General features: G+C 60.5%; 19 protein-coding genes. 6 read left to right on the forward strand and 13 right to left on the reverse strand.

The features are described from left to right. Positions 1-11: 11 nt before the first annotated feature. Positions 12-1,265: an MFS transporter gene (locus PHAMO_RS12560; protein WP_002729858.1), complete on the reverse strand. Its 1,254-nt coding sequence runs from the start codon at positions 1,263-1,265 to the stop codon at positions 12-14. A gap of 222 nt (positions 1,266-1,487) precedes the next feature. Here PHAMO_RS12560 and PHAMO_RS12565 point away from each other — a divergent pair, with 222 nt between their 5' ends. Together PHAMO_RS12565 and PHAMO_RS18580 are read left to right on the forward strand one after the other, a co-directional pair. Further along, positions 1,488-2,270, forward strand: coding sequence for an ABC transporter substrate-binding protein (locus PHAMO_RS12565; RefSeq protein WP_155801785.1), 783 nt, complete (start codon positions 1,488-1,490; stop codon positions 2,268-2,270). 128 nt (positions 2,271-2,398) lie between these two features. Continuing rightward, entirely contained in the window at positions 2,399-4,363 is a 1,965-nt protein-coding gene (locus tag PHAMO_RS18580; protein ID WP_002729860.1) for a sensor histidine kinase, read from the forward strand. 7 nt (positions 4,364-4,370) lie between these two features. Here PHAMO_RS18580 and cowN read toward each other — a convergent pair whose 3' ends face one another. From cowN to PHAMO_RS12585, 3 genes are all read right to left on the reverse strand, one after another. Then, complete coding sequence (gene cowN, locus PHAMO_RS12575; protein WP_002729862.1) at positions 4,371-4,703, reverse strand: N(2)-fixation sustaining protein CowN; 333 nt, start codon at positions 4,701-4,703, stop codon at positions 4,371-4,373. Positions 4,704-4,844: 141 nt separating this feature from the next. Further along, complete coding sequence (locus tag PHAMO_RS12580) at positions 4,845-5,627, reverse strand: LytTR family DNA-binding domain-containing protein (protein WP_002729863.1); 783 nt, start codon at positions 5,625-5,627, stop codon at positions 4,845-4,847. Continuing rightward, positions 5,624-6,166 (reverse strand): FUSC family protein, encoded by a 543-nt coding sequence (locus PHAMO_RS12585; RefSeq protein ID WP_162136959.1) that lies wholly within the window; start codon positions 6,164-6,166, stop codon positions 5,624-5,626. Before PHAMO_RS12585 ends, PHAMO_RS12580 begins: the two co-directional genes overlap by 4 nt. Positions 6,167-6,321: 155 nt before the next feature. On the opposite strand from PHAMO_RS12585, the gene PHAMO_RS12590 reads away from it, so the two are divergent. The 3 genes from PHAMO_RS12590 (at position 6,322) to PHAMO_RS12600 (ending at position 10,547) form a co-directional block, all read left to right on the forward strand. After that, positions 6,322-8,121 carry an assimilatory sulfite reductase (NADPH) flavoprotein subunit gene (locus PHAMO_RS12590; protein WP_002729867.1) on the forward strand — a complete coding sequence of 600 codons (1,800 nt, stop codon included), beginning with the start codon at positions 6,322-6,324 and terminating at the stop codon, positions 8,119-8,121. A gap of 2 nt (positions 8,122-8,123) precedes the next feature. Then, complete coding sequence (gene cysI / locus PHAMO_RS12595; protein ID WP_002729868.1) at positions 8,124-9,857, forward strand: assimilatory sulfite reductase (NADPH) hemoprotein subunit; 1,734 nt, start codon at positions 8,124-8,126, stop codon at positions 9,855-9,857. A gap of 165 nt (positions 9,858-10,022) precedes the next feature. Then, entirely contained in the window at positions 10,023-10,547 is a 525-nt protein-coding gene (locus tag PHAMO_RS12600; RefSeq protein WP_002729869.1) for a helix-turn-helix domain-containing protein, read from the forward strand. Here PHAMO_RS12600 and PHAMO_RS12605 read toward each other — a convergent pair. Both PHAMO_RS12605 and pdxH read right to left on the reverse strand, forming a co-directional pair. After that, the gene (locus PHAMO_RS12605) at positions 10,495-11,439 is read right to left on the reverse strand and encodes a cation diffusion facilitator family transporter (protein ID WP_002729870.1); all 945 of its coding nucleotides are present in this window, start codon (positions 11,437-11,439) and stop codon (positions 10,495-10,497) included. The two genes, PHAMO_RS12600 and PHAMO_RS12605, sit on opposite strands and share 53 nt — an antisense overlap. Further along, the gene (gene pdxH, locus PHAMO_RS12610; protein WP_002729871.1) at positions 11,412-12,014 is read right to left on the reverse strand and encodes a pyridoxamine 5'-phosphate oxidase; all 603 of its coding nucleotides are present in this window, start codon (positions 12,012-12,014) and stop codon (positions 11,412-11,414) included. Before pdxH ends, PHAMO_RS12605 begins: the two co-directional genes overlap by 28 nt. A gap of 284 nt (positions 12,015-12,298) precedes the next feature. Here pdxH and PHAMO_RS12615 point away from each other — a divergent pair, with 284 nt between their 5' ends. Next, a complete protein-coding gene (locus tag PHAMO_RS12615; RefSeq protein ID WP_002729872.1) occupies positions 12,299-13,234 on the forward strand; it encodes a DnaJ C-terminal domain-containing protein in 936 nt (311 codons plus the stop codon). Positions 13,235-13,237: 3 nt separating this feature from the next. Here the strand turns inward: PHAMO_RS12615 and PHAMO_RS12620 are convergent, their stop codons facing one another. The 7 genes from PHAMO_RS12620 to PHAMO_RS12650 form a co-directional block, all read right to left on the reverse strand. After that, positions 13,238-13,678, reverse strand: a complete 441-nt coding sequence (locus tag PHAMO_RS12620; protein ID WP_002729873.1) for a response regulator — start codon at positions 13,676-13,678, stop codon at positions 13,238-13,240. A 98-nt stretch (positions 13,679-13,776) separates the two neighbouring features. Next, positions 13,777-14,226 (reverse strand): universal stress protein, encoded by a 450-nt coding sequence (locus PHAMO_RS12625; protein ID WP_040567145.1) that lies wholly within the window; start codon positions 14,224-14,226, stop codon positions 13,777-13,779. A gap of 17 nt (positions 14,227-14,243) precedes the next feature. Continuing rightward, complete coding sequence (locus PHAMO_RS12630; protein WP_002729875.1) at positions 14,244-15,800, reverse strand: DHA2 family efflux MFS transporter permease subunit; 1,557 nt, start codon at positions 15,798-15,800, stop codon at positions 14,244-14,246. After that, positions 15,781-16,923 carry an HlyD family secretion protein gene (locus PHAMO_RS12635; RefSeq protein ID WP_002729877.1) on the reverse strand — a complete coding sequence of 381 codons (1,143 nt, stop codon included), beginning with the start codon at positions 16,921-16,923 and terminating at the stop codon, positions 15,781-15,783. Before PHAMO_RS12635 ends, PHAMO_RS12630 begins: the two co-directional genes overlap by 20 nt. Next, positions 16,920-17,381, reverse strand: a complete 462-nt coding sequence (gene slyA, locus PHAMO_RS12640) for a transcriptional regulator SlyA (protein WP_002729879.1) — start codon at positions 17,379-17,381, stop codon at positions 16,920-16,922. The genes PHAMO_RS12635 and slyA overlap by 4 nt, the downstream gene beginning before the upstream one ends. 134 nt (positions 17,382-17,515) lie before the next feature. After that, positions 17,516-17,710, reverse strand: a complete 195-nt coding sequence (locus PHAMO_RS12645; protein WP_002729880.1) for a YbdD/YjiX family protein — start codon at positions 17,708-17,710, stop codon at positions 17,516-17,518. Further along, on the reverse strand, positions 17,703-19,763 hold the full coding sequence (locus PHAMO_RS12650; RefSeq protein WP_002729881.1) for a carbon starvation CstA family protein: 2,061 nt from the start codon (positions 19,761-19,763) through the stop codon (positions 17,703-17,705). The genes PHAMO_RS12645 and PHAMO_RS12650 overlap by 8 nt, the downstream gene beginning before the upstream one ends. Position 19,764 lies beyond the last annotated feature (1 nt).

Raw genomic sequence — 19,764 nt, forward strand, 5'->3', positions numbered from 1 at the left:
TGGACAAAACCCTACAGCGGATCGTTGCTGCGGCGTTGCCGTTCTGCGCGTAGCCCCGGCAGATGGCGGTGGAACACGATCCCGGCGGCAGCGCAGATCAATCCGCCCAGCGCTACCGTTGGTGGCGCGCCGATCCGTCCCGCCAACAATCCGGCCAGCAACGCGCCGAACGGGGCCATCCCGATGAACATCATCGAGTAAAGCGCCATGGTGCGGCCCCGGTATCGGTCGGGGACCATCATCTGGATAAGAGTGTTCGAGGCTGCCATCTGAACCATGAAGGAAAATCCGGCGCCGACCAGAATCGCGGCGGAGAGCCAGAACCAGGGCGATAGGCTGAATAGAACCAGTGCCAAGCCGAAGGCGATTGAGCCATGGGCGACCCAGGTTTCCAGTCCCTGGAGTTTGCCACGCGCCGCCAGAATAATGGCGGCGCTCAAGGCCCCCAGGCCTGAGGCGCTCATCAGAATGCCCAGTCCAGCCGGTCCTCCGCCTAAAATGCGGTCGGCGAAGATCGGCATCAATACGGTGTAGGAAATCCCCATCAGGCTTGAGATGCCGAGCAATAGCATCAGCGCACGGATCGGGATATGGCTGGCGACGAAGGCGAACCCTTCGCGGACATGGGCCAGGACGCTGGCTTGGCTCGGCAAAATCGGCTCTGGATGGCGGCGCATCGCCAATAGGCCTGAGATTACCGCGAGATAGCTGACCGCATTGACGGCAAAACACCATCCTTCGCCTCCAGCGGCCACCAGCAGCCCGGCGATGGCCGGGCCGAACAAGCGGGCACCGTTAAAGAGCGAGGAATTAAGGGCGATGGCGTTCGGCAGGTCGTCCCGCCCGACCATTTCGACCACGAACGCCTGGCGGGCAGGGATGTCGAATGCGTTCGAGATTCCCAGCAGCGTGGCCAGCGCGAACAATTCCCACACCTGAACCCGCTCGGTTAAGGTCAGGGTGGCCAGGATTGCCGCGAGCACCATCGCGCAGGTTTGGGTTATCAGCATGATACGGTGGCGGTCGAAGCGGTCGGCGACGACACCGCCCAGGGTGGTGAGCAGGAAGACCGGTCCCTGGGCGGCAAATCCCATCAGTCCCAATAACTCGGCGGAGCCGGTCAGGCGGTAGACCAGCCATGACTGCGCCACGGTCTGCATCCATGTGCCAATCAAAGAGATTAGCTGTCCTGCGAAGAACAGCCTGTAATTGCGATGGTGCAGGGCGCGGGCAAGGTTGGCGAGCTTGGGACGTGGAATGGTCATGGCATATCCATCAGCGCCAGAAGCTGGTCGGGAGGTCAAGTGTCCCGTGACGGAACCACCAGGACAAGGGCGTTCTGCTCGCATCTCTTGTCTTGACTGGTACGATGTCTAAAAATAACTCAAGATCAAGAAATGGGTGATATTCGGCGTTCTTGTCTTGGGGGCCGACCCATGATCGGAAAGGGAAGGCAAATGTCGGTTTGCTGCCGGTGGTGGGCGGCCATGATTGCCGTCACATTCACTCAGATCGTCGGGGCTGCCGGAACCTCTGCCCTGGCCGCCGATAATCGCGAGGCGACGATCCGGCAGCATGGCGTTCTCCGCGTCTGTATCTGGCCCGATTACTATTCCATCACCTACCGCAATCCGCGCACAGGAACGCTGGAGGGAATCGATATCGATATGGCGCGGGCTTTGGCCGCCGATCTGGGGGTGACCGTGGCCTTCATCGAAAGCTCGTTCGCCCGACTGATCGAGAACCTGTCCGACGATGCCTGTGATATCGCGATGCATGCCGTTGGGGTACGGCCAGACCGCGCCACGCACGTCGCTTTCAGCCAGCCTACGCTGATCAGTGGAATCTATGCTGTTACCACCCGCGACCATCCGACCATCCATTCCTGGGCGGATATCGATCACCCTGGCACGGTCGTGGTGGTGCAAAAAGGCACCTACATGGAGCCAGAAATGCGCCGCCGTCTGGTCAATGCTGAATTGCGGGTGGTCAACGCTATTTTGGAACGTGAGCGCGAGGTCCAAAGTGGTCGCGCCGATGTGTTCATGACCGATTACCCGTATGGGCGGCGGATGGCCGATCTGACCGATTGGGCGCTTCTGCTGGAACCGCCGGTTCCGGTCGCGCCGACCGCCTATGCCTACGCTCTGCCCAAGGGGGAACCGGAGTGGTTGGAGCGGGTCAATCGCTTCGTTGCGACGGTCAAGACCGATGGTCGTCTACGCGCCGCCGCCCAGCGTCACCACCTGTTACCCATACTGGCCGAATAGCCAAGGAGCGGTGGATGGGCCAGCCTTTACCGCCGCCCGTCTCATCACCGCCACCGGTTCCTGTTGCCGGTGGTTCGCGGCCACGTGCCCTCAGACCTCTTTGGATTGCTGGATTTCTGGGGGTTTCCGTGGCGGGGTTGTTTGTCGTGGCGGTGGCGGTTTCGCTGCGCGATGCCATCGACTATCAGGGAGAGCGAGCCCGCCTCGTCGCGTCGTTGGCCGAGGAAAGTCTAACCCGAAGCCTGGAATCGACGGAAAGCACCCTGGCCGTGATCGGTGCGGTCGCGCAGAAATCCAACGATGATGGCGCATTGCGTCTCGCGTTCGAGCAATCGCTGCGTTTTGCTCCGCATCTGCGGCAGGTTGTGGTGGTCCGTCCCGACGGTCGGGTCGTCGCCGATAGCGCCAGCCGCTCGGTGGGACAGACGGTCGATCTGGCCCGATTGGGTCTTCATAACGGAATAAGCCGGGAGAACGTGTCCGACCTGACCCAGCTTGATTTGGGAGGCGAAGTCATCGGACGTTACTTGCCCCTTCTCAACATGCCACCTGATCTTTCGCCCCGCAGTATTGTTCCGGTGGCGCTGGCCGCTGGTCCCGATCTCATTGTGATCGGCGCGCTCAATCCCACCCATCTCCTCCGTCTGCTGTCCCTGGTCGGGCTGGGTCCGTCTAGTTCTGTCCGGCTGACACGGCTGGATGGACTTCCGATCCTGGTTGCCGAGGATCCCAATCGCTCGATCCTGGCGGATGGTCGGGGCGTGTCCTTGATGAGTGCTGTCGATGAGGGGCTTCAGTCTGGGGTATTGCCCCTGTCCGATCCAGGAAAGTCCGGGGTGGTGGCGTTCCGTCTGTCATCTCATTACCCGCTAGCGGTGGTGGCGGTGGTCTCGCGTCGGGATGGAATCGAAACCTGGTTACGCAGCAGCGGAACCCTGCTGTTCTGGGGGGCGGTGTCGCTGGGCGGTCTGCTGGTCGGCGGAGGTTTGCTACTGCGTGAGATGTTCCGTCGGATCGGATTGCAGGATGAGGTACGGCTGTTGGGGCTGACTCAGACGGTGTTCGCCCATTCAGCCGAGGCGATGCTGATTCTTGGCGAGGACGGACGTATTCTGGCAGCCAATCCGGTCTTTGCGACTCTGACCGGCGAGGAGGAAGCCGCGTTGGTCGGGCGTTTTCCCGCCGATTTCCTCGGGCCGGAGACAGTCGAGGCAGCAGGCAACGACGGCCCTTCGCATTGGCGTCTGCGGTCGTTATCAGGCGCGTCCCGCGCCGTTACCGTCACGCGCGCGCCGCTGGGTAGCGATACCGTCATTATGACCCTGAACGACATCACCGACCGTATCGACAACGAAAGACGGCTCCAGGATGCGTTGCGTCAGGCCGAGTTTGCCAATCGGGCCAAGAGTGAGTTCCTGGCGGCGATGAGCCACGAATTGCGGACTCCTTTGAACGCGATCCTGGGGTTTTCCGAGATCATCCGCGACGAATTGGGCGGGCCGATCGATCCCGCCGTCTGTCACGAATACGTGACCGACATCTATAACAGCGGCTCACATCTGCGCGACATCATCAATGACCTGCTTGATCTCGCCCGGATCGAGGCTGGTAAGCATAACCTTGTCCCGCAGCCTATCGATATCAATGCAGAGATCGCTACGTGCGCCCGGCTGGTGCGCGAGCGCGCCAGCCATCACGGATTAGTCCTTTCGGTGGTGGAGAGCCCGTTACAGCCGGTGTTGTTCGCCGATCAGCGAGCTGTGCGTCAAATGCTGTTCAATCTGTTGTCGAACGCGATCAAATTTACCTCGACGGGGGGGCGGGTTACTGTTTCCTGTGTCCGCGATCCTGATGGAACCGTCCGCCTGATCGTCAGCGACACCGGAATCGGTATCGCTCCAGAACTGCACGAGGTCGTGTTTCACGCTTATGAGCGGGTGCCCAACACGGTTGTCCGTAAGATCGAGGGCAGCGGTCTGGGCCTTGCCTTGGTGCGGACGATGATGGATCAGCACGGGGGGGCTGTTACGCTGGAAAGTACCCCTGGAATTGGCTCGACCTTTACCCTGGTCTTCCCTCCCGCAGGCTGCTGACCTCTAGTCAGAAGCACTCTTCCTCAAGCTTCTTCAGCGCGTCCATCGCCTCTTCGTCGTCATGATCCTCGAACAGCTCGACCATGTAATAAACATGGGAGTGGAGGAGTAAAAGCTTGTCGGTGGTCGCGTTCGAGCCGCTTTCGGCCAGAGCCAGCCGCTGGCGGAAGCGGTCCCACAAGGCGTTGTTCTTGGCTGGGTCGTCGATATGGCGGTAGAGATGCCTCAGAACGACCTCCATGTTGCCGTCGAAATCGATGCCGCGGAAGCTGATATAGCGGTCGGGGGAGGAGGTGGACTCGTCCGCAGACAGGGAAACAGGAGCTGGGGTAGACGTCATGGACGATACTCTCATGCCAGGAGAAGCCGAATCTTTAGGCTGAAGCCAGGGTGACATTGGATTGCCCGAACGAACAAGCGCTTGCGCGTGAACCGTTCGATATCTGCATGAACAGCATGGAAGCTGCACGGGTGGTCTGTTTTATACCGCCAGAAGGCGGCGCATCAGGTCTACCTTGTCGCGGCTGACCGGGATCAAGGTGGCGTCGGGGTCGGCCAGCCTGAGATGAAGGCGTCCATGGTCGCGTTCAGCGGCAAGGACGTGGCGGATGTTGACAAGGTGACGGCGATGGACCCGCACGAAGGTCGTCGGGTCCAGCCTTCGTTCCAGGTCAGCCAGCGAGCGCGGGCAGAATGCGGTGAAGCTCAGAGTCTTCGCTTCGGCATAATGGCCCTGGGCGGTCAGACAGGCCACCTGATCGACCTCGATCAGGGTGGTGACTCCGCCCTTGCCCCGCATCAGCGGTAGCTTGAGCAGTGGGCCGAGGCCATCCTCGGGATTTTCTCCCATCTGAATTTCGCCTTGGGCATGAAACATCATGCAATAGCCGATATTGGCCGGGGCTGGGCCGGTATGAAGCCGCGTCACTTTCGCGACCAGACTTCCCATCGGGGTGGTCACCAGCAATGACGCAACTCCATCGGCCGAATCTCGGGCGCAATCGATCAGCCAACCGACCTTTGCCCGTGCGCCTTCAGGATGGAGAGAAAGAATATCGACACCGAACAGTGGCGTTGACTCGTCGCGGGCCAACAGATGCCGCGCTAGGGGATTGGCGGCGCGGATTTTTCGTGCGGCATCAAGGACCACCACACCGACCGGAGTGCGTTGCAGTCGGTATTCGAAAGACCCGCCATCGACTGGTCCTGCTGCCATGAAAGAGGGAGCGCGGTGCGATGGGGACTTGGTGCTCCCCCCCGTCATCTGGATTTTTTTCCGTACCGCCACAGGCGTCCGATGCCGGTCCAGGTCAGCGCCACCACCAGCGCCATTGCCGAGCCAAAGCAGGATTCAAGGAAGCGCAGGCTGGCGTTACTGATGGGGTGCAGGTCTGGATTGATCACCGTCAGGATCGAAATCACCGTGACCGTGATCGCGGACAGACGTCCTCCGTCAGTTAGTTTGAACAAGGCGCCGATTCCGGCGGCGAGTCCCGCCGCCAGGGCGAGGCCGATCATGCTGAAGGGAAGGACGGACAGATAAGAAGCGGCGACCAAGGCACCGACCAGCGTGCCCCACACCCGCAGGGCGGCGGCGTCCCTGGTGCCGGGAAGGTCGTCCTGCATCGAGGCGAGACCCGAAACCGCCGCCCACATCGCACCGAACAAGGCGGATTCGGGATGGAGCAATCCGGTGAAATACAACCCGCCACTATAAGATAGAAGCACGACGATAATGGCCTTCGTTGCCCGACTGAGGGCGAGGGACCGACGGATCGCATCGAGATTTAGAACGCTCTTCATTTGCTTCGGAAGATAAGGCCGGAGTTGGCCCGAGACAAGTCCGCCAAGTCTGGGCCGCCGTCGTTCGGAAAAAATGATGTCGTGCCATTGAGAAACCCAGCCCGGCTGCATAAATGCCCGAAGACCTGTTTTAAACAGCGAACATCCGAGGTTTCATGACAGCCGAATCCCCTTTTCGCGCGTCGCCCCTCGGTCCCGAGGCAGCACGGAAACTCGACGAACTTATCGGACTCTTGTCGGTGGACGAAGCTCTCTGGACCAGCGGCTATCTGGCCGGATTTGCCGCGAGAGTAGGGCAGGCGGCCGGGTCGGCCCCGTCCCGGCCCGAGGCGGTGGCGACCGAGCCACTGGTTATCCTCTACGGGTCGCAGACTGGTCATTCGGCTGATCTGGCCCGCCATATCGAGCGGCGGGCGATCGGGCGGGGGCTGGCGGCCCGCGCCATCGACATGGCGGCCTATCCGCTTCAGGAGGTGAAGACCCTCCGTCATCTTCTGCTGGTGGTCAGCACCTATGGTGAGGGCGAGCCGCCGGATTCGGCGCGAGGATTTCACGAATTCCTGATGGGGCGGCGGGCGCCGCGTTTGTCCGGAGCCGAATTTGCCGTTCTTGGTCTGGGCGATTCAAGTTTCCGTCATTTCTGCAAGACCGCGCGCGAATTCGACGCTCGGTTGGAGGAATTGGGGGCGCATCGCCTGATGCCGCGGCTGGATTGCGATGTCGATTACGAAGACCCGGCCGATGTTTGGATCGAAGCGACCCTGGCCGCCATCGCGCCGCATCTGACCAAGGTTCCGGTTGTCTCTGTCGCCGCTTCGTCTCCGTCTTCCAGCGGCTATGACGAGGCCAATCCGTTTCCCGCCTCGGTCCTCGATACGATCCCGCTCACCGGGCGCGGCTCGGACAAAGTCGTCCGTCATATCGAATTGTCGCTGGAAGGGTCGGGCTTGGCCTATCAGCCCGGTGATGCGCTGGGGGTGCAGTCCCGCAACGATCCGGCGCTGGTGACCGAACTGATCGAATCGCTGCGTCTGGATCGCGATACGATTATCTCCGATGGTGGACGGCAGGAGAAGCTGGCCGCGATTCTTGAAAGCTCGCGCGAGATCACCCTGGCGACATCCCGCTTTGTCGAACTGTATGGTGAGGCGGCGAAATCAAGAAAGCTGAAGACGCTGACCCGGCCAGACAAGCGTGACGAACTGGATGCATATCTGAAAGACCGCCAGATTGCCGATATCGTGCGCGAGAGTCCGGCCAAGGGGATCGAGCCACACGCCTTTGTCGCAATGCTGCGCAAGCTGCGCCCTCGTCTCTATTCTCTTGCTTCCAGCCCGCTCGTTTTTCCCGACGAAGCCCATCTGACTGTTGGTCTGGTCGCGTTTGGCCCGCCCGAGCGCCCGCGTCGGGGGGTGACCTCGGGCTGGCTGGCCGAGCGGCTGGGTCCAGAGGATACTGTTCCGGTCTTCGTCGCCGCCAACGAGCATTTCCGCTTACCTACCGATTCAAGCCGTCCAATCCTGATGATTGGGGCCGGAACTGGAGTGGCACCGTTTCGCGCCTTCATGCAGCAGCGCGAGGCGACCGGAGCGAACGGCCGCAACTGGCTGTTCTTTGGCGACCGGCGTTTCCGTACTGATTTTCTCTATCAAACAGAGTGGCAGCGGCTGGTCAAGACTGGGCTGTTGTCGCGGATGGATGTCGCTTTCTCGCGTGATCAGGCAGAAAAAGTTTATGTCCAGCACCGTCTGTTGGAGCAGGGGCGCGATGTCTTCGCCTGGATCGAAGATGGTGGCCATGTCTATGTCTGTGGCGATGCCTCTACCCTGGCTCCTGCGGTCGAAGCGGCCTTGATCCGCATCGTTTCCGACCATGGCGGTTTTGGCTCGGAGCAGGCCGCCGACTATCTCAAGCGTCTTCAGCGCGAAGGCCGCTATCAGAGGGACGTCTACTGATCATGGATGACCAGCCCACCCGCTCGCCTGAAGATCGCTCGCGCGACCTGTCGCAGCCCCTGTCGGCTCTTAGCCCCACCGAAAGCCTGAAGGCCACCAGCGATTATTTGCGTGGTACCCTGGCCGAAAGCCTGATTGAGCCATTGAGTGGCGGGATCTCCGCTGACGACCAAAGCCTACTGAAGTTCCACGGCATTTATCAGGAAGACGACCGCGACCTTCGCGACGAACGGCGGCGCCAGAAGTTGGAGCCGGCCTATGAATTTCTGGTTCGGTTGCGCCTGCCGGGCGGGATTTGCCGCCCGTCGCAATGGCTGGTGCTGGATGACCTGGCCCGCACCTATGCCAACGGCACGCTAAGGCTGACGACGCGCCAGACTTTCCAGTTCCACGGCATTCTGAAGAAAGACCTGAAACGCACCATTCAGGGAATCGATCAGGCTCTGATTGATTCCATCGGGGCTTGCGGTGACGTCGTGCGCGGGGTGTTGTGTGCATCTCTGCCCGAACGGTCGCGCCTTCATGCCGAGATGTATGAGCTGGCGAAGAGGACCAGCGAGCACCTGCTGCCGAAGACCCGCGCTTATCACGAGATATGGTTGAACGAGACGAGGGTTGCCGGTTCCCCGGCGGAGGAAGAGCCGTTGCTCGGCCGGACCTATCTGCCGCGTAAGTTCAAGATCGCTTTTGCCGCGCCGCCTTCCAACGATGTCGATATCTACACTCACGATCTTGGCTTCATCGCCATTGCCGAGGGGGACCGGCTGGCCGGTTTCGATATCGTTGTTGGCGGAGGGATGGGGCGGGCCGATAACGATCCCTCGACGTTTCCCCGTCTGGCCGATCTGATCGGCTTTTGCCGTCCCGACGAAGTGATTGCGCTCGCCGAAGCGGTGGTCTCGATCCAGCGTGATTACGGTGATCGCGTCACCCGTAAGCACGCGCGGATGAAATACACCATCGACGACCGTGGTGTGGATTGGTTCAAGGGCGAGTTGGAGCGTCGCCTGGGGCGGACATTGGAGGCACCACGTCCCTTCGTTTTTACCGCCAACACCGATCCGTTCGGTTGGACCGAGGGAGAGGACGGGCGTTTGCACCTGACGTTGTTTATCGAGAACGGTCGGGTGAAAGGGCGGATGATGGAGGGCTTGCGCGCCATCGCTGCGATTCATCAGGGCGACTTCCGCCTGACCGCCAATCAAAATCTGATTGTCGCCAATATCCCCGCTGCCGAGCGGCCCAGGATCGAAGCTCTGCTGGCCGAGTACGGACTCTACGGGAACGATGACGGCCCCAGTCTGTTGCGCCGTAATGCGATGGCCTGTGTGGCGCTACCGACCTGCTCCCTGGCGATGGCGGAAAGCGAACGCTATCTGCCTGAGTTTATTACCCGGCTGGACGGAATTTTGGCCGAATACGGTCTTGGCGAGGTTCCGATAATTTTGCGGATGACTGGTTGCCCCAATGGGTGCGCCCGTCCCTATGTCGCCGAGATCGGCTTTTCAGGACGAGGGCCGGGAACCTACAACCTTTATCTCGGCGGCGGTTTCCACGGTCAGCGCCTCAACCGTCTGTTTCTCGAAAATGCAGATGAAGAGACCATCGTGGCCACTCTGACACCGATCTTCCGTCGTTTCGCGACTGAACGCGGTGCGGCCGAGCATTTTGGCGATTTCCTTATCCGAGTCGGGATCGTGGAGCCGGTGACGTCTGGGCGGTGCTTTGCCCGTTAAACGGGATGATCGATGCGTGCCGTAGTGTTCAGTCTATTTGATACATCTTAAGGTCGTTAGATGTTTTGAGATGTTTTCTTAGGTTGCCGCCTGTGCAAGGATACGGCGTCAAGGTTTTGTCAATCTGGGCAAAACTGGGTAATTGCAACCTAGGCGGAAGTCATCGTGTCGAATACCCGTTCATCAAGCCGTGGGCGTACCCCATCCGGACGCCCCAACCCCGTTGATATTCACGTTGGAGAGCGTTTACGCCTGCGGCGTATGCTGATGGGCCTCAGTCAGGAGGCGTTGGCGGGATCGCTGGGGCTGACTTTTCAGCAGATTCAAAAATATGAAAGCGGTGCCAATCGCGTCGGTGCCTCGCGGTTGTACGATCTTGCCCGCGCACTTGATGTGTCGGTCGATTATTTCTATGACGAGATGAACGAACAGGTGAAGCAGGCCAGTCCCCGCCACATGGCAAGGCTGGATTCAGAACCGGAAATGCCGCCGGTTCTGGCAGTCAACAGCCGCGAGACCCTCGACCTGATCCGCGCCTATTACCGGATCAACGATCCTTCGGTGCGTCGCCGGGTGCACGAGTTGGCCCGCGCTCTGGGGCTACAGCTTGAGCGTCAGAAGATCGACCAGGGGCAGATCAGTCAGGAAGCGGATGTGTTTCGGACGACCCAGCCGGATCCTGGTGAATGATGATTTCAAAGCGGGGATACTCCGCCAGGATCGTCGCTTCGACCTCATCGGCGATGCGGTGGGCCTCGGCTAACGGCAGGGTCGCCGGCAGTTCAAGATGAAGTTGGATGAAGCCTTGCCGACCCGAGGTTCGCGTCCGCAAATCGTGCATGCTCGCCACTTCGGGGTGCGCCAGAACCAGAGCCCGGATACGGCCACGGTCGGAATCAGGCAATTCGCGGTCCATCAGCGTGTCGAGGGCGCCACGGGCGATCTGTACCGCGTTGATCATCAGCCAAATACCGATGGCGATGGCAAAAATGGGATCGGCAATGGTCCAACCCGGTCCCATCGCCAGCAGCAGCGATATGATGACGCTGGCATTGATCGCGACATCGCCAGCGTAATGCAGTGAATCCGCCGAAATCGCCAGAGATTTGGTCCGTGCCACCACCCGGCGCTGAAACGCGACCAGAGCAAAAGTGGCCAGGATCGAGAACACCATCACGGCGATGCCCCACTCGCCGTGAGTGACAGGTTCGGGGTGAACCAGACGTCCGCTAGCCTCGACCATCAGCAGGCCGCCCGAGCCGACGATAAACGCCGCCTGTCCCAAACCGGCCAGAGCCTCGGCCTTGCCGTGTCCAAAGCGGTGTTCGTGATCGGCTGGTTGCAGCGCTTGGCGCACGGCCATCAGGTTCAGCGCCGAGGCAGCAAGGTCGAGCGCCGAATCGATTAAAGTCGATAGCAGCGAGACCGAGCCGGTGGCGATCCAGGCGGCGAGCTTGGCGGCGATCAGCAGGGTTGCGGTTAAGGTCGAGGCATAGGTCGCCAGCCGCATCAGCCGGGCTTCTGCGTCTCCGCTTTCCCGCGACGATCCAGATGCTAAGGAAACAGACTTACCGTCTTCCATTGCCCATTTTCCCGAATATGAACCTGCCGGTCGTGTAGACGGAACTGGCGGTCCTGCCAAAATTCAATCCTTTGCGGAACGAGACGAAAGCCCGACCAATGCGACGGGCGTGGTACCGTGCCGAGGCCGAAGCGTGCGGCGAATTCGGCAATTCTCCGTTCCAATTCGAACCGGTTGCTTAAAATCTGTGATTGGCGCGAAGCCCAGGCCCCGATCTGGCTGGCTCGGGGGCGGCTGGCGTAATAAGAATCCGCTTCTTCGTCCGAGACCGGCTCGATTCCGCCTTCGACGCGGATCTGACGCCTTAGGCTTTTCCAGTGAAAGCATAGGGCCGCATGGGGATTTTCAGCCAGTTCGTGGCCCTTGCGGCTTTCGAGATTGGTGTAGAAGACGAAGCCGCGTTCATCGGCACCTTTCAACAGCACCATCCGCACGCTGGGGTGGCCAGCAGAATCTGCGGTGGCCAGCGCCATGGCGTTCGGGTCGTTGGGCTCGTGGCGGGCTGCGTCCTCCATCCACGCGTGGAATTGGGGCAGTGGGTCGTTCTCGTCAACTGGTATCGAGGTCTGGGACATGGGATCCTACAGATTATTCGCCCTTTGGCGAGGGCTCCTCAAAATGCCCCAATTTAATCCCATATGGTAGTCGTTCCTTGTTCCTGATCTTGATGATAAGAGACTGAGATGCAGCCGCAATTTGGCCATTCCTTTCCCTCTTTTTATCGAGGTCGAGCCGGCTCTCCGCCATGAAAGCGTAATCCCCGGTGGTGGAGTCGGCCGAGTTTCCGTAACATGCCGCCCGACGGGAGCCGGACTGATCTGGCCCTCGCTTTTTTCTCGATCATGCGGACGCCGATACAGTGAAAGACCCTTATCAGATACTGGGCGTGGCCAAGACCGCCACCGATGACGAAATCAAGAAGGCCTATCGCGCTCTGGCGCGCGAGCTGCATCCCGACCTCAATCCTGGCGACAAAAAGGCCGAGGAACGGTTTAAGGACATTTCGGCCGCTTATGACTTCCTGTCGGATTCAACCCGGCGGAGCCAGTACGATTCGGGCGAGATCGACGCGTCTGGCGCGCCCCGGCGGACCCGTTCATCCTGGCGTCCGGGGACGGGCGGCGGCGGTACCGATTGGGGATCGGCCGGTTCGGCTTGGGGATCGCGCAGCGGCTTTTCTTTTGGCGACGATGCCGACGATATTCTCGCCGAGATGATGCGGCGCAAGGCGCAAGGTCGCGCCCGTTCCGATTCCAATCGCGGCGGCGAGGTTCGCCATTCACTGACGGTTTCTTTCACCGATGCTGCGCTGGGTGCGACAAAGCGGGTGACTCTCATCACCGGTCGGACTGTCGAGGTCAAAATCCCCTCTGGCGCGACCGATGGGCAGACGTTGCGGCTGAAGGGGCAGGGCCAGCCCGCCGGTCCGACCGCCGCGATTGTCCCGGATGCCTTTATCGACCTTCATGTCGAAAGCCATCCCTATTTCGTCCGCCGCGATCTCGACATCCTGGTCGATCTGCCGATCTCGGTGCAGGAGGCTGTGCTGGGTGGCAAGGTTACCGTGCCGACGATCGATGGCAAGGTTACCCTCAGCATTCCCCCCGATTCCAATGGCGGCGGGGTGCTGCGGCTGAAGGGCAAGGGAATTGCCGGTTCCGATGGCGCGCGGGGCGATCAACTGGTTACCCTGCGGATCATGTTGCCCGAGAACGATGCTGAATTCAAAAAGCTGGTCGAGAAATGGGGGCCGCGCAACGGCTACGATCCCCGTACCCGTGCCGGAATGGCGTAAGCGTCAGGGTCTGTGACCGGGGAGCCGCATCACCCCGAACCAATATTCCTGGATGCCCTGGACAGCGGAGAACAGGGCATCGACATCGACCGGCTTGGTGACATAGCCCGAAGCCCCGGCCCGGTAGGCTGTGGCGATGTCGCGCTCGGCATCCGAGGTGGTGAGCATCACCACCGGGATGTCGCGCAGCCGGGCGTCGGCTTTCACTTCGGTTAGAACGGCATGGCCGTCTTTGCGCGGCATATTGATGTCGAGCAGGATCAGGTCGGGGCGCAGGGTGCCGTTTTTTCCGCTGGTTCCGTCGCGGAGGAATTCCATTGCCGCCATTCCATCGGTAACATGATCCAATCGACAGGGATAGCGGCCTATGGAAAAGGCGGCTTTGACCAGACCGGCATCTCCGGGATCGTCATCTACGATCAGAACGACATACTGGGACGACATATAGGCGCGCGTCCTTCTGCTTATGAATAGGTGTAAGTGTACCTCTCTTCCCTCTCTCTCGGGGGATAAAGTTTGGTGTATCCGCTGGTTGAGGGGGTTTATTCGGGATAGGTATTTTCTCTTTCGGATACAATCAGAACATTGCATGGGGCGCGGTCGAGCAAATCGCGGCCGACCGAGCGATCGATCAGCCGCCCCACCCACGATAGGTGGCGGTGGCCGATAACGATAAGATCCGCGGAAATCTCAACGGCAAGGCGGGCGATTTCCTCGGCAGGCAGTCCTGTCCGGGCGTGGGTGTGGCAGGGCAGGCCGCGTTCAGCGAGCTGCCGCACTGCCGCCTCCAGGGTGGCTATGACGTCGTGATCGAGAACATCGAACGGCGCGGTCGTCGGGTCAGCGATCCCCAGTTCCCAATGACGGGCAGGATCGTTGACAGACACCACATGCAAGTCCGAAGAGCATTCGGTAGCAAACTCTGCCGCGGCTGCGATCACAGCCTGCTGCTGCGGCGAGGAATCGACGGCGATCAGAACGACCTTGGGCATCGGATTGTCTCCGGATTTCATCCGTTCCGGCGTGGCCGCATCAGCCAAGCAGGAACGAGGGCAACAAAAAAAATGACGCCGACCAGCAGGAAGCTGTCGCGAAAGCCCATTACGCTGGCTTGTGCCGCGATCATGCTCGACAGGAAGCGATAGGCTTCGAGGCTGTGGAGAGACAACAGTGGGCTATCGGGTATCCCGGCGCGGGCCATCAGTACCGCTAGCCGGTTCAGCGTCTCGGTCGCGGCTGGTCCACCAGTCTGGAGGGCGTTGAAGGCGTCGGCATGCAGCGCGGTCTGGCGTTCCAAAGCGACCGACAAGGCTCCGACCCCGACCGCACCACCCAACTGGCGCATGAAATTGATCGCTCCGGCTCCCTGGCTGACCAATGCCGGGTCCAGAACTCGCAGGGCGCCGACATTCAGCGACGGTAGGATCAGGCCAAGTCCGATCCGTCCCACCACGACCCAGCCCGCGAAGACCCAGAAATCGGTCGAAGTGTCGGCGGCTGACATCAGGGCGCTTGAGACGCCAAACAGCGCCAAACCGGACAGGATCAGCACATAGGGCGGCAGTCGGTCGCTCAATCGTCCAGCCAGGGGGAAGACAACCCCTAACGCCAATCCGGCAGGCATCAGCAGCAACCCGGATTCGGTGGGGGTATAGCCCTGAACGGTCTGGACGAACAATGGAACCAGATACGTCGAGCCATACAATCCCAGCCCCAGGATGAATGCGACCGCCGAGGCGGCGGCAAAACGGGGATTGAGATAAACGCCAAGGGACAGGATCGGCGTTTGGGTCCGGTTTTCGTGCCAGATGAAACCAAGTGTGCCCAGAGCGGTCACGACAAATCCGCCGGTGACCAATGGGGAATCCCATCCCTGGCGCTGGCCGTTGGCCATCGAGGTCAGCAGGGCGGCGATCGCGACAGAAAGCAGGGCGAAGCCAACGATGTCGAAGGCGACCGGGCGGCCTGCCGGGCGTGTCGCCAGAAAGGTCGGTGCCAATAAGATTCCGGCGAAACAGAAAGGTGGACCCAGGTAAAAAACATCACGCCAAGTGTAGTTGTCGATCAGCATTCCCCCTAGGGTTGGTCCCAATGCCGGGGCAAGGATCACTCCGACGCCATAAATTCCCATCGCGGTACCGCGTTCGGATGGAGGAAAAGCGCGGAAGATCACCACCATTGCCAGGGGCTGGACCAGACCAGCGGCGGCACCCTGAAGGGTGCGGGCAAGGATCAGTACATCTCCGTTAGGGCTGAGGCCCCCCAAGATCGAACTGGCACTGAAAACAACCAGGGCTGCGATATAGGTCGAGCGGGTGCCAAAGCGGCCGATCGCCCAGGCGGTTACCAGCATCGTCGCGGTCATCGCCGCCAGAAAAGCGGTGGATAGCCATTGCGCTTTGTCCTGGCCCATCCCGAACTCGCCCATGATGTCGGGCAGGGCAACATTGACGATGGTTGCTGACAGGACCATTGCGCTGGTCCCCAACATTACGGTGCCGGTGACGTACCATTTGTAGCGCGGGCCATAATGTTCAGCCAGATCCTCAGCGCTGACTGGTGTCAATGTCCACCTCCACCATCATGCCGGGGCGCAAGGGAGCATCGTCGGGCTGGGCGACTGCGATCCGAAGCGGTACCCGCTGGGTGATCTTGGTGAAGTTGCCCGAGGGGTTGGGGCTGGGCAATAAGGCGAACTGGCTGGTGGTGGTGTTGCCGATCCGTTCGATTTTGCCGTTGAAGATGCGGTCGGGATAGGCATCGACTTCGATAGAAACGGTCTGGCCGGAACGTAGCCGCTCCAGCTTGGTTTCCTTGATGTTGGCCTCGACCCAAACTACCTTGGGATCGTGCAGAAGTAGCAGGCGTTGGCCTGGGATCACGTATTCTCCCGGCTCGACGAACTTTTGATCGACGATGCCGTCAACCGGGCTGCGGACAATCCGGTCAGAGATCGAGATCTCATGCTGGCGGCGCTGCGCATCGACTTGCTCGGCATCGTGGGTCAGCCGCTCGATCTCCTTTTGCAGTACGCCGACATCGCCAAGATGAGTGCGAGCGTCGGTCAGGGCAGCTTCGGCTTCGACCAGCTTGGCCTGGGCGGCGCGCTGCGTTTCCTCGGCCCGGCGGAATTGCGAGCGGTGAAGATCCCACGTCTGACGCGAAGCATATTGCGCCGCGAGCAGGGCATCGGTGCGGCGGAAATCCTCGGCGGCGCGTTCCATTTCCGAATGGGCGGCGGCCAGATCGGCGATGGCTGCGGTTCGGTGTGCTTCAGCGGCGGTGACGGCGCTGATCGAGGTGCCGGAGACGATCCGCATCCGTGCCTCTGCCCGTTCCCGGTCAAGCCGTATCGAGTCGGCGCGGGCCTTTAATTCTTCAAGTTGTTGGGCCGCTTCGCGCTGATCAATGACCACCAGAACGTCTCCGGCCTTGATCCTCTGCCCATCGGTAACCGGACGTTGGACGATCCAACCATCGATCCGGCTGCTGATCGTCACCATGTCGGCCATCACCCGTGCGTCGGTTTCGGTGATGTGATCGAGGCGGATATAATACCCCCACCCCAAAGCGACCATAGTGGCGATTCCGGCTGCAATCATGGCGTGGCTACGTAGCCGTGGCAGGCGGGACATTGCTCGTAGACGAAGCCACAACGAGGGGTGTCCCGAAGAAAACAGAGGCTTCATTGCGCATCTCCGTCTTCCGCCCGGTTGCCACCAAGGTTGCTCGTCATCCGGGCGATGATCCGTTGGCACAAATCCAGATCGGCATCGTCCAGTCCGGTCATCACCTCGGTGCGCAGGGCGGCGGCAATGGCAGCGATCTCGACGATCAATGGTGTTGCCGCAGGGGTGAGATGAACGATTTTACTGCGTCGGTCGGTCGGGCAATCGCGCCGTTCCAAAAGGCCGAGCCGTTCCAGCCCGTCCAGAACTCGGACCAAGGTTGGGCCTTCGACGCCGACCCGATCGACCAGTTCGCGTTGTGGCAGATGTCCATCGGCCTTCGACAGATGGAGCAGGATCGTCCATTTCGCCTGGGTTAGCCCCAGCGGAGCCAGCCGTTCATCCAGTCGTGCTCGCCACAATCGGGCCAGTCGAGCCAGATCGAAACCGAATTGCTCCTTGCCCCTGGGGGGTACCATGAGACTCTCCCATCGTCCGCGACAGATAGATATGAGCCTATTAAGTAGGTAGCTATCGAATTTGGCGCAAGCCTAAAAATGGCGAAGGCCGACAGCGATGTCGGCCTTCGTTTATCAAGCACTCCGTCTTGCGGTCAGCAGCAGCGAGTTGCTCCTCCGCCGCCGTAACGTGCATCCTGGCGGTTGCGGAAGAATTCCTCGTAGCTCATCACCGGGTCGTCGGGGTGGCGGGTCATCTGGTGAATGACGTACCCGTCATAATCGGGAACGCCCACCATCAAGCGACTGGCTTGGCTGAGGATGCGGTAGGCGGCCTTCAGATCAAGCATGCTTGGCCTCCTTGGTGCCGCCAGTTTCGATCGCGGTCGGATGGTCGGAGGCGATTGCCCGGCGGATTGAAACGATGCCAAAGCCCACCATCGACACCACCAGGACCAACAGGAAGATCGCGATTCCAGCATCGACATAGGCGTTGAAGACGATCTGGTTCATCTGCGCGACGCTCTTGGCTGGGGCGATGACTTTTCCATCGTTCAAGGCGGTCGCGAACTTATCGGCCTGGGCCAGGAAACCGATCGATGGGGTGGAGTCGAACACCTTCTGTATTCCGGCGGTCAGGGTGCAGATCAGCAGCCAGATCGCCGGAAGCACGGTAACCCAGGCGTAGCGCTGCCGCTTCATCTTGAACAGCACCACCGTGCACAGCACCAACGCGACTCCGGCCAGCATCTGATTCGCAATGCCGAACAGCGGCCACAGGGTGTTGATACCGCCCAGCGGGTCGATCACGCCGGTATAAAGAATGTATCCCCACAACGTGACGGCGATACCCGTGGCGATGAGGTTGTTGCTCCAGGATTTGGTCTGGCGGAAGCTCGGCAGTGCCGCGCCAACCATGTCCTGGACCATGAAGCGACAGGCGCGGGTGCCAGCATCGACGGCGGTAAGGATGAACAGCGCCTCGAACAGGATCGCGAAATGGTACCAGAAGGCCATCATCGCCTTGCCGCCAATGACGCTGGAAAAGATTTGGGCCATGCCGACGGCCAGGGTGGGCGCGCCGCCCGCTCGCGACAGGATCGAGGTTTCACCGACATCCTTGGCTGTTTCAAGCAGCATTTCCGGGGTGATCACGAACCCCCACGAACTGATCACCGCTGCGGCGTTGACGACATCGGAGCCGATCCGCGCCGCCGGACTGTTCATTGCGAAATAGACGCCTGGCTCGATCACGGTAGCGGCGACCATCGCCATGATTGCGACAAAGCTTTCCATCAGCATTCCGCCGTAGCCGATCAGCGGAATCTGCGCCTCGGTCTCCAGCATCTTTGGCGTGGTACCCGACGAGATCAGGGCGTGAAATCCCGAGACCGCGCCGCAGGCAATCGTGATGAACAGGAATGGAAACAGATTGCCAGAGAAGACCGGCCCGGTTCCGTCGATGAACTGAGTCACTGCCGGCATCTTCAGCGTCGGCATGACGACCAGAATGCCCAGAGCAAGGCCGATGATGGTGCCGATTTTGAGGAAGGTCGAGAGATAGTCGCGCGGTGCCAGCAGCAGCCAGACCGGCAATACCGAGGCGACAAAGCCATAACCGATGATCATCAGAGCCAGTTGCTCGCCCTTGAAGGTGAACAACGGGGCCAGATCGGGGCTTTCTGCGACGGTTTGACCATAAAGAAGGGCAGCCATCAACAGACCGAACCCGATCAGGCTCATCTCGCCGATTCGTCCCGGTCGCAGGAAGCGGGTGTAGATTCCCATCAGGATGGCGATTGGAATGGTGGCTATGACGGTGAAGGTGCCCCACGGGCTGCCAGCCAAAGCCTTGACCACGACTAGGGCCAATACCGCCAGGATGATGATCATGATCATCAGCACGCCGACAAGAGCCAGCGACCCGGCAAATGGTCCCATTTCCGATCGGATCATGTCGCCCAGCGATCGTCCGTCGCGGCGGGTCGATAGAAACAGCACCATCGAATCCTGAACGGCTCCGGCGAAGACGACGCCGCCGAGAATCCACAGGGTGCCGGGCAGATAGCCCATTTGTGCGGCCAGAACCGGACCGACCAGCGGACCAGCGCCGGCGATGGCGGCAAAATGGTGACCGAACAGGACATACCGATTGGTTGGAACGTAATCCAATCCGTCATTGTAACGGACAGCAGGCGTTACGCGGGCCGGATCAAGTCCCATCACTTTGTAGCCGATGAACAGGCCATAAAAGCGATAGGCGATAAAATAGGTACAAACGGCGGCGATCACGAGCCAGATGGCGTTGACGCTCTCGCCGCGTTCTAACGCCACCACCCCGAGCGCAAAAGCGCCGATTAGGGCCGTTGCCAGCCACATCAATTTAGATACAGGCTTATCCATT

This window comes from Magnetospirillum molischianum DSM 120, assembly GCF_000294655.1.
Taxonomy (GTDB): domain Bacteria; phylum Pseudomonadota; class Alphaproteobacteria; order Rhodospirillales; family Magnetospirillaceae; genus Phaeospirillum; species Phaeospirillum molischianum.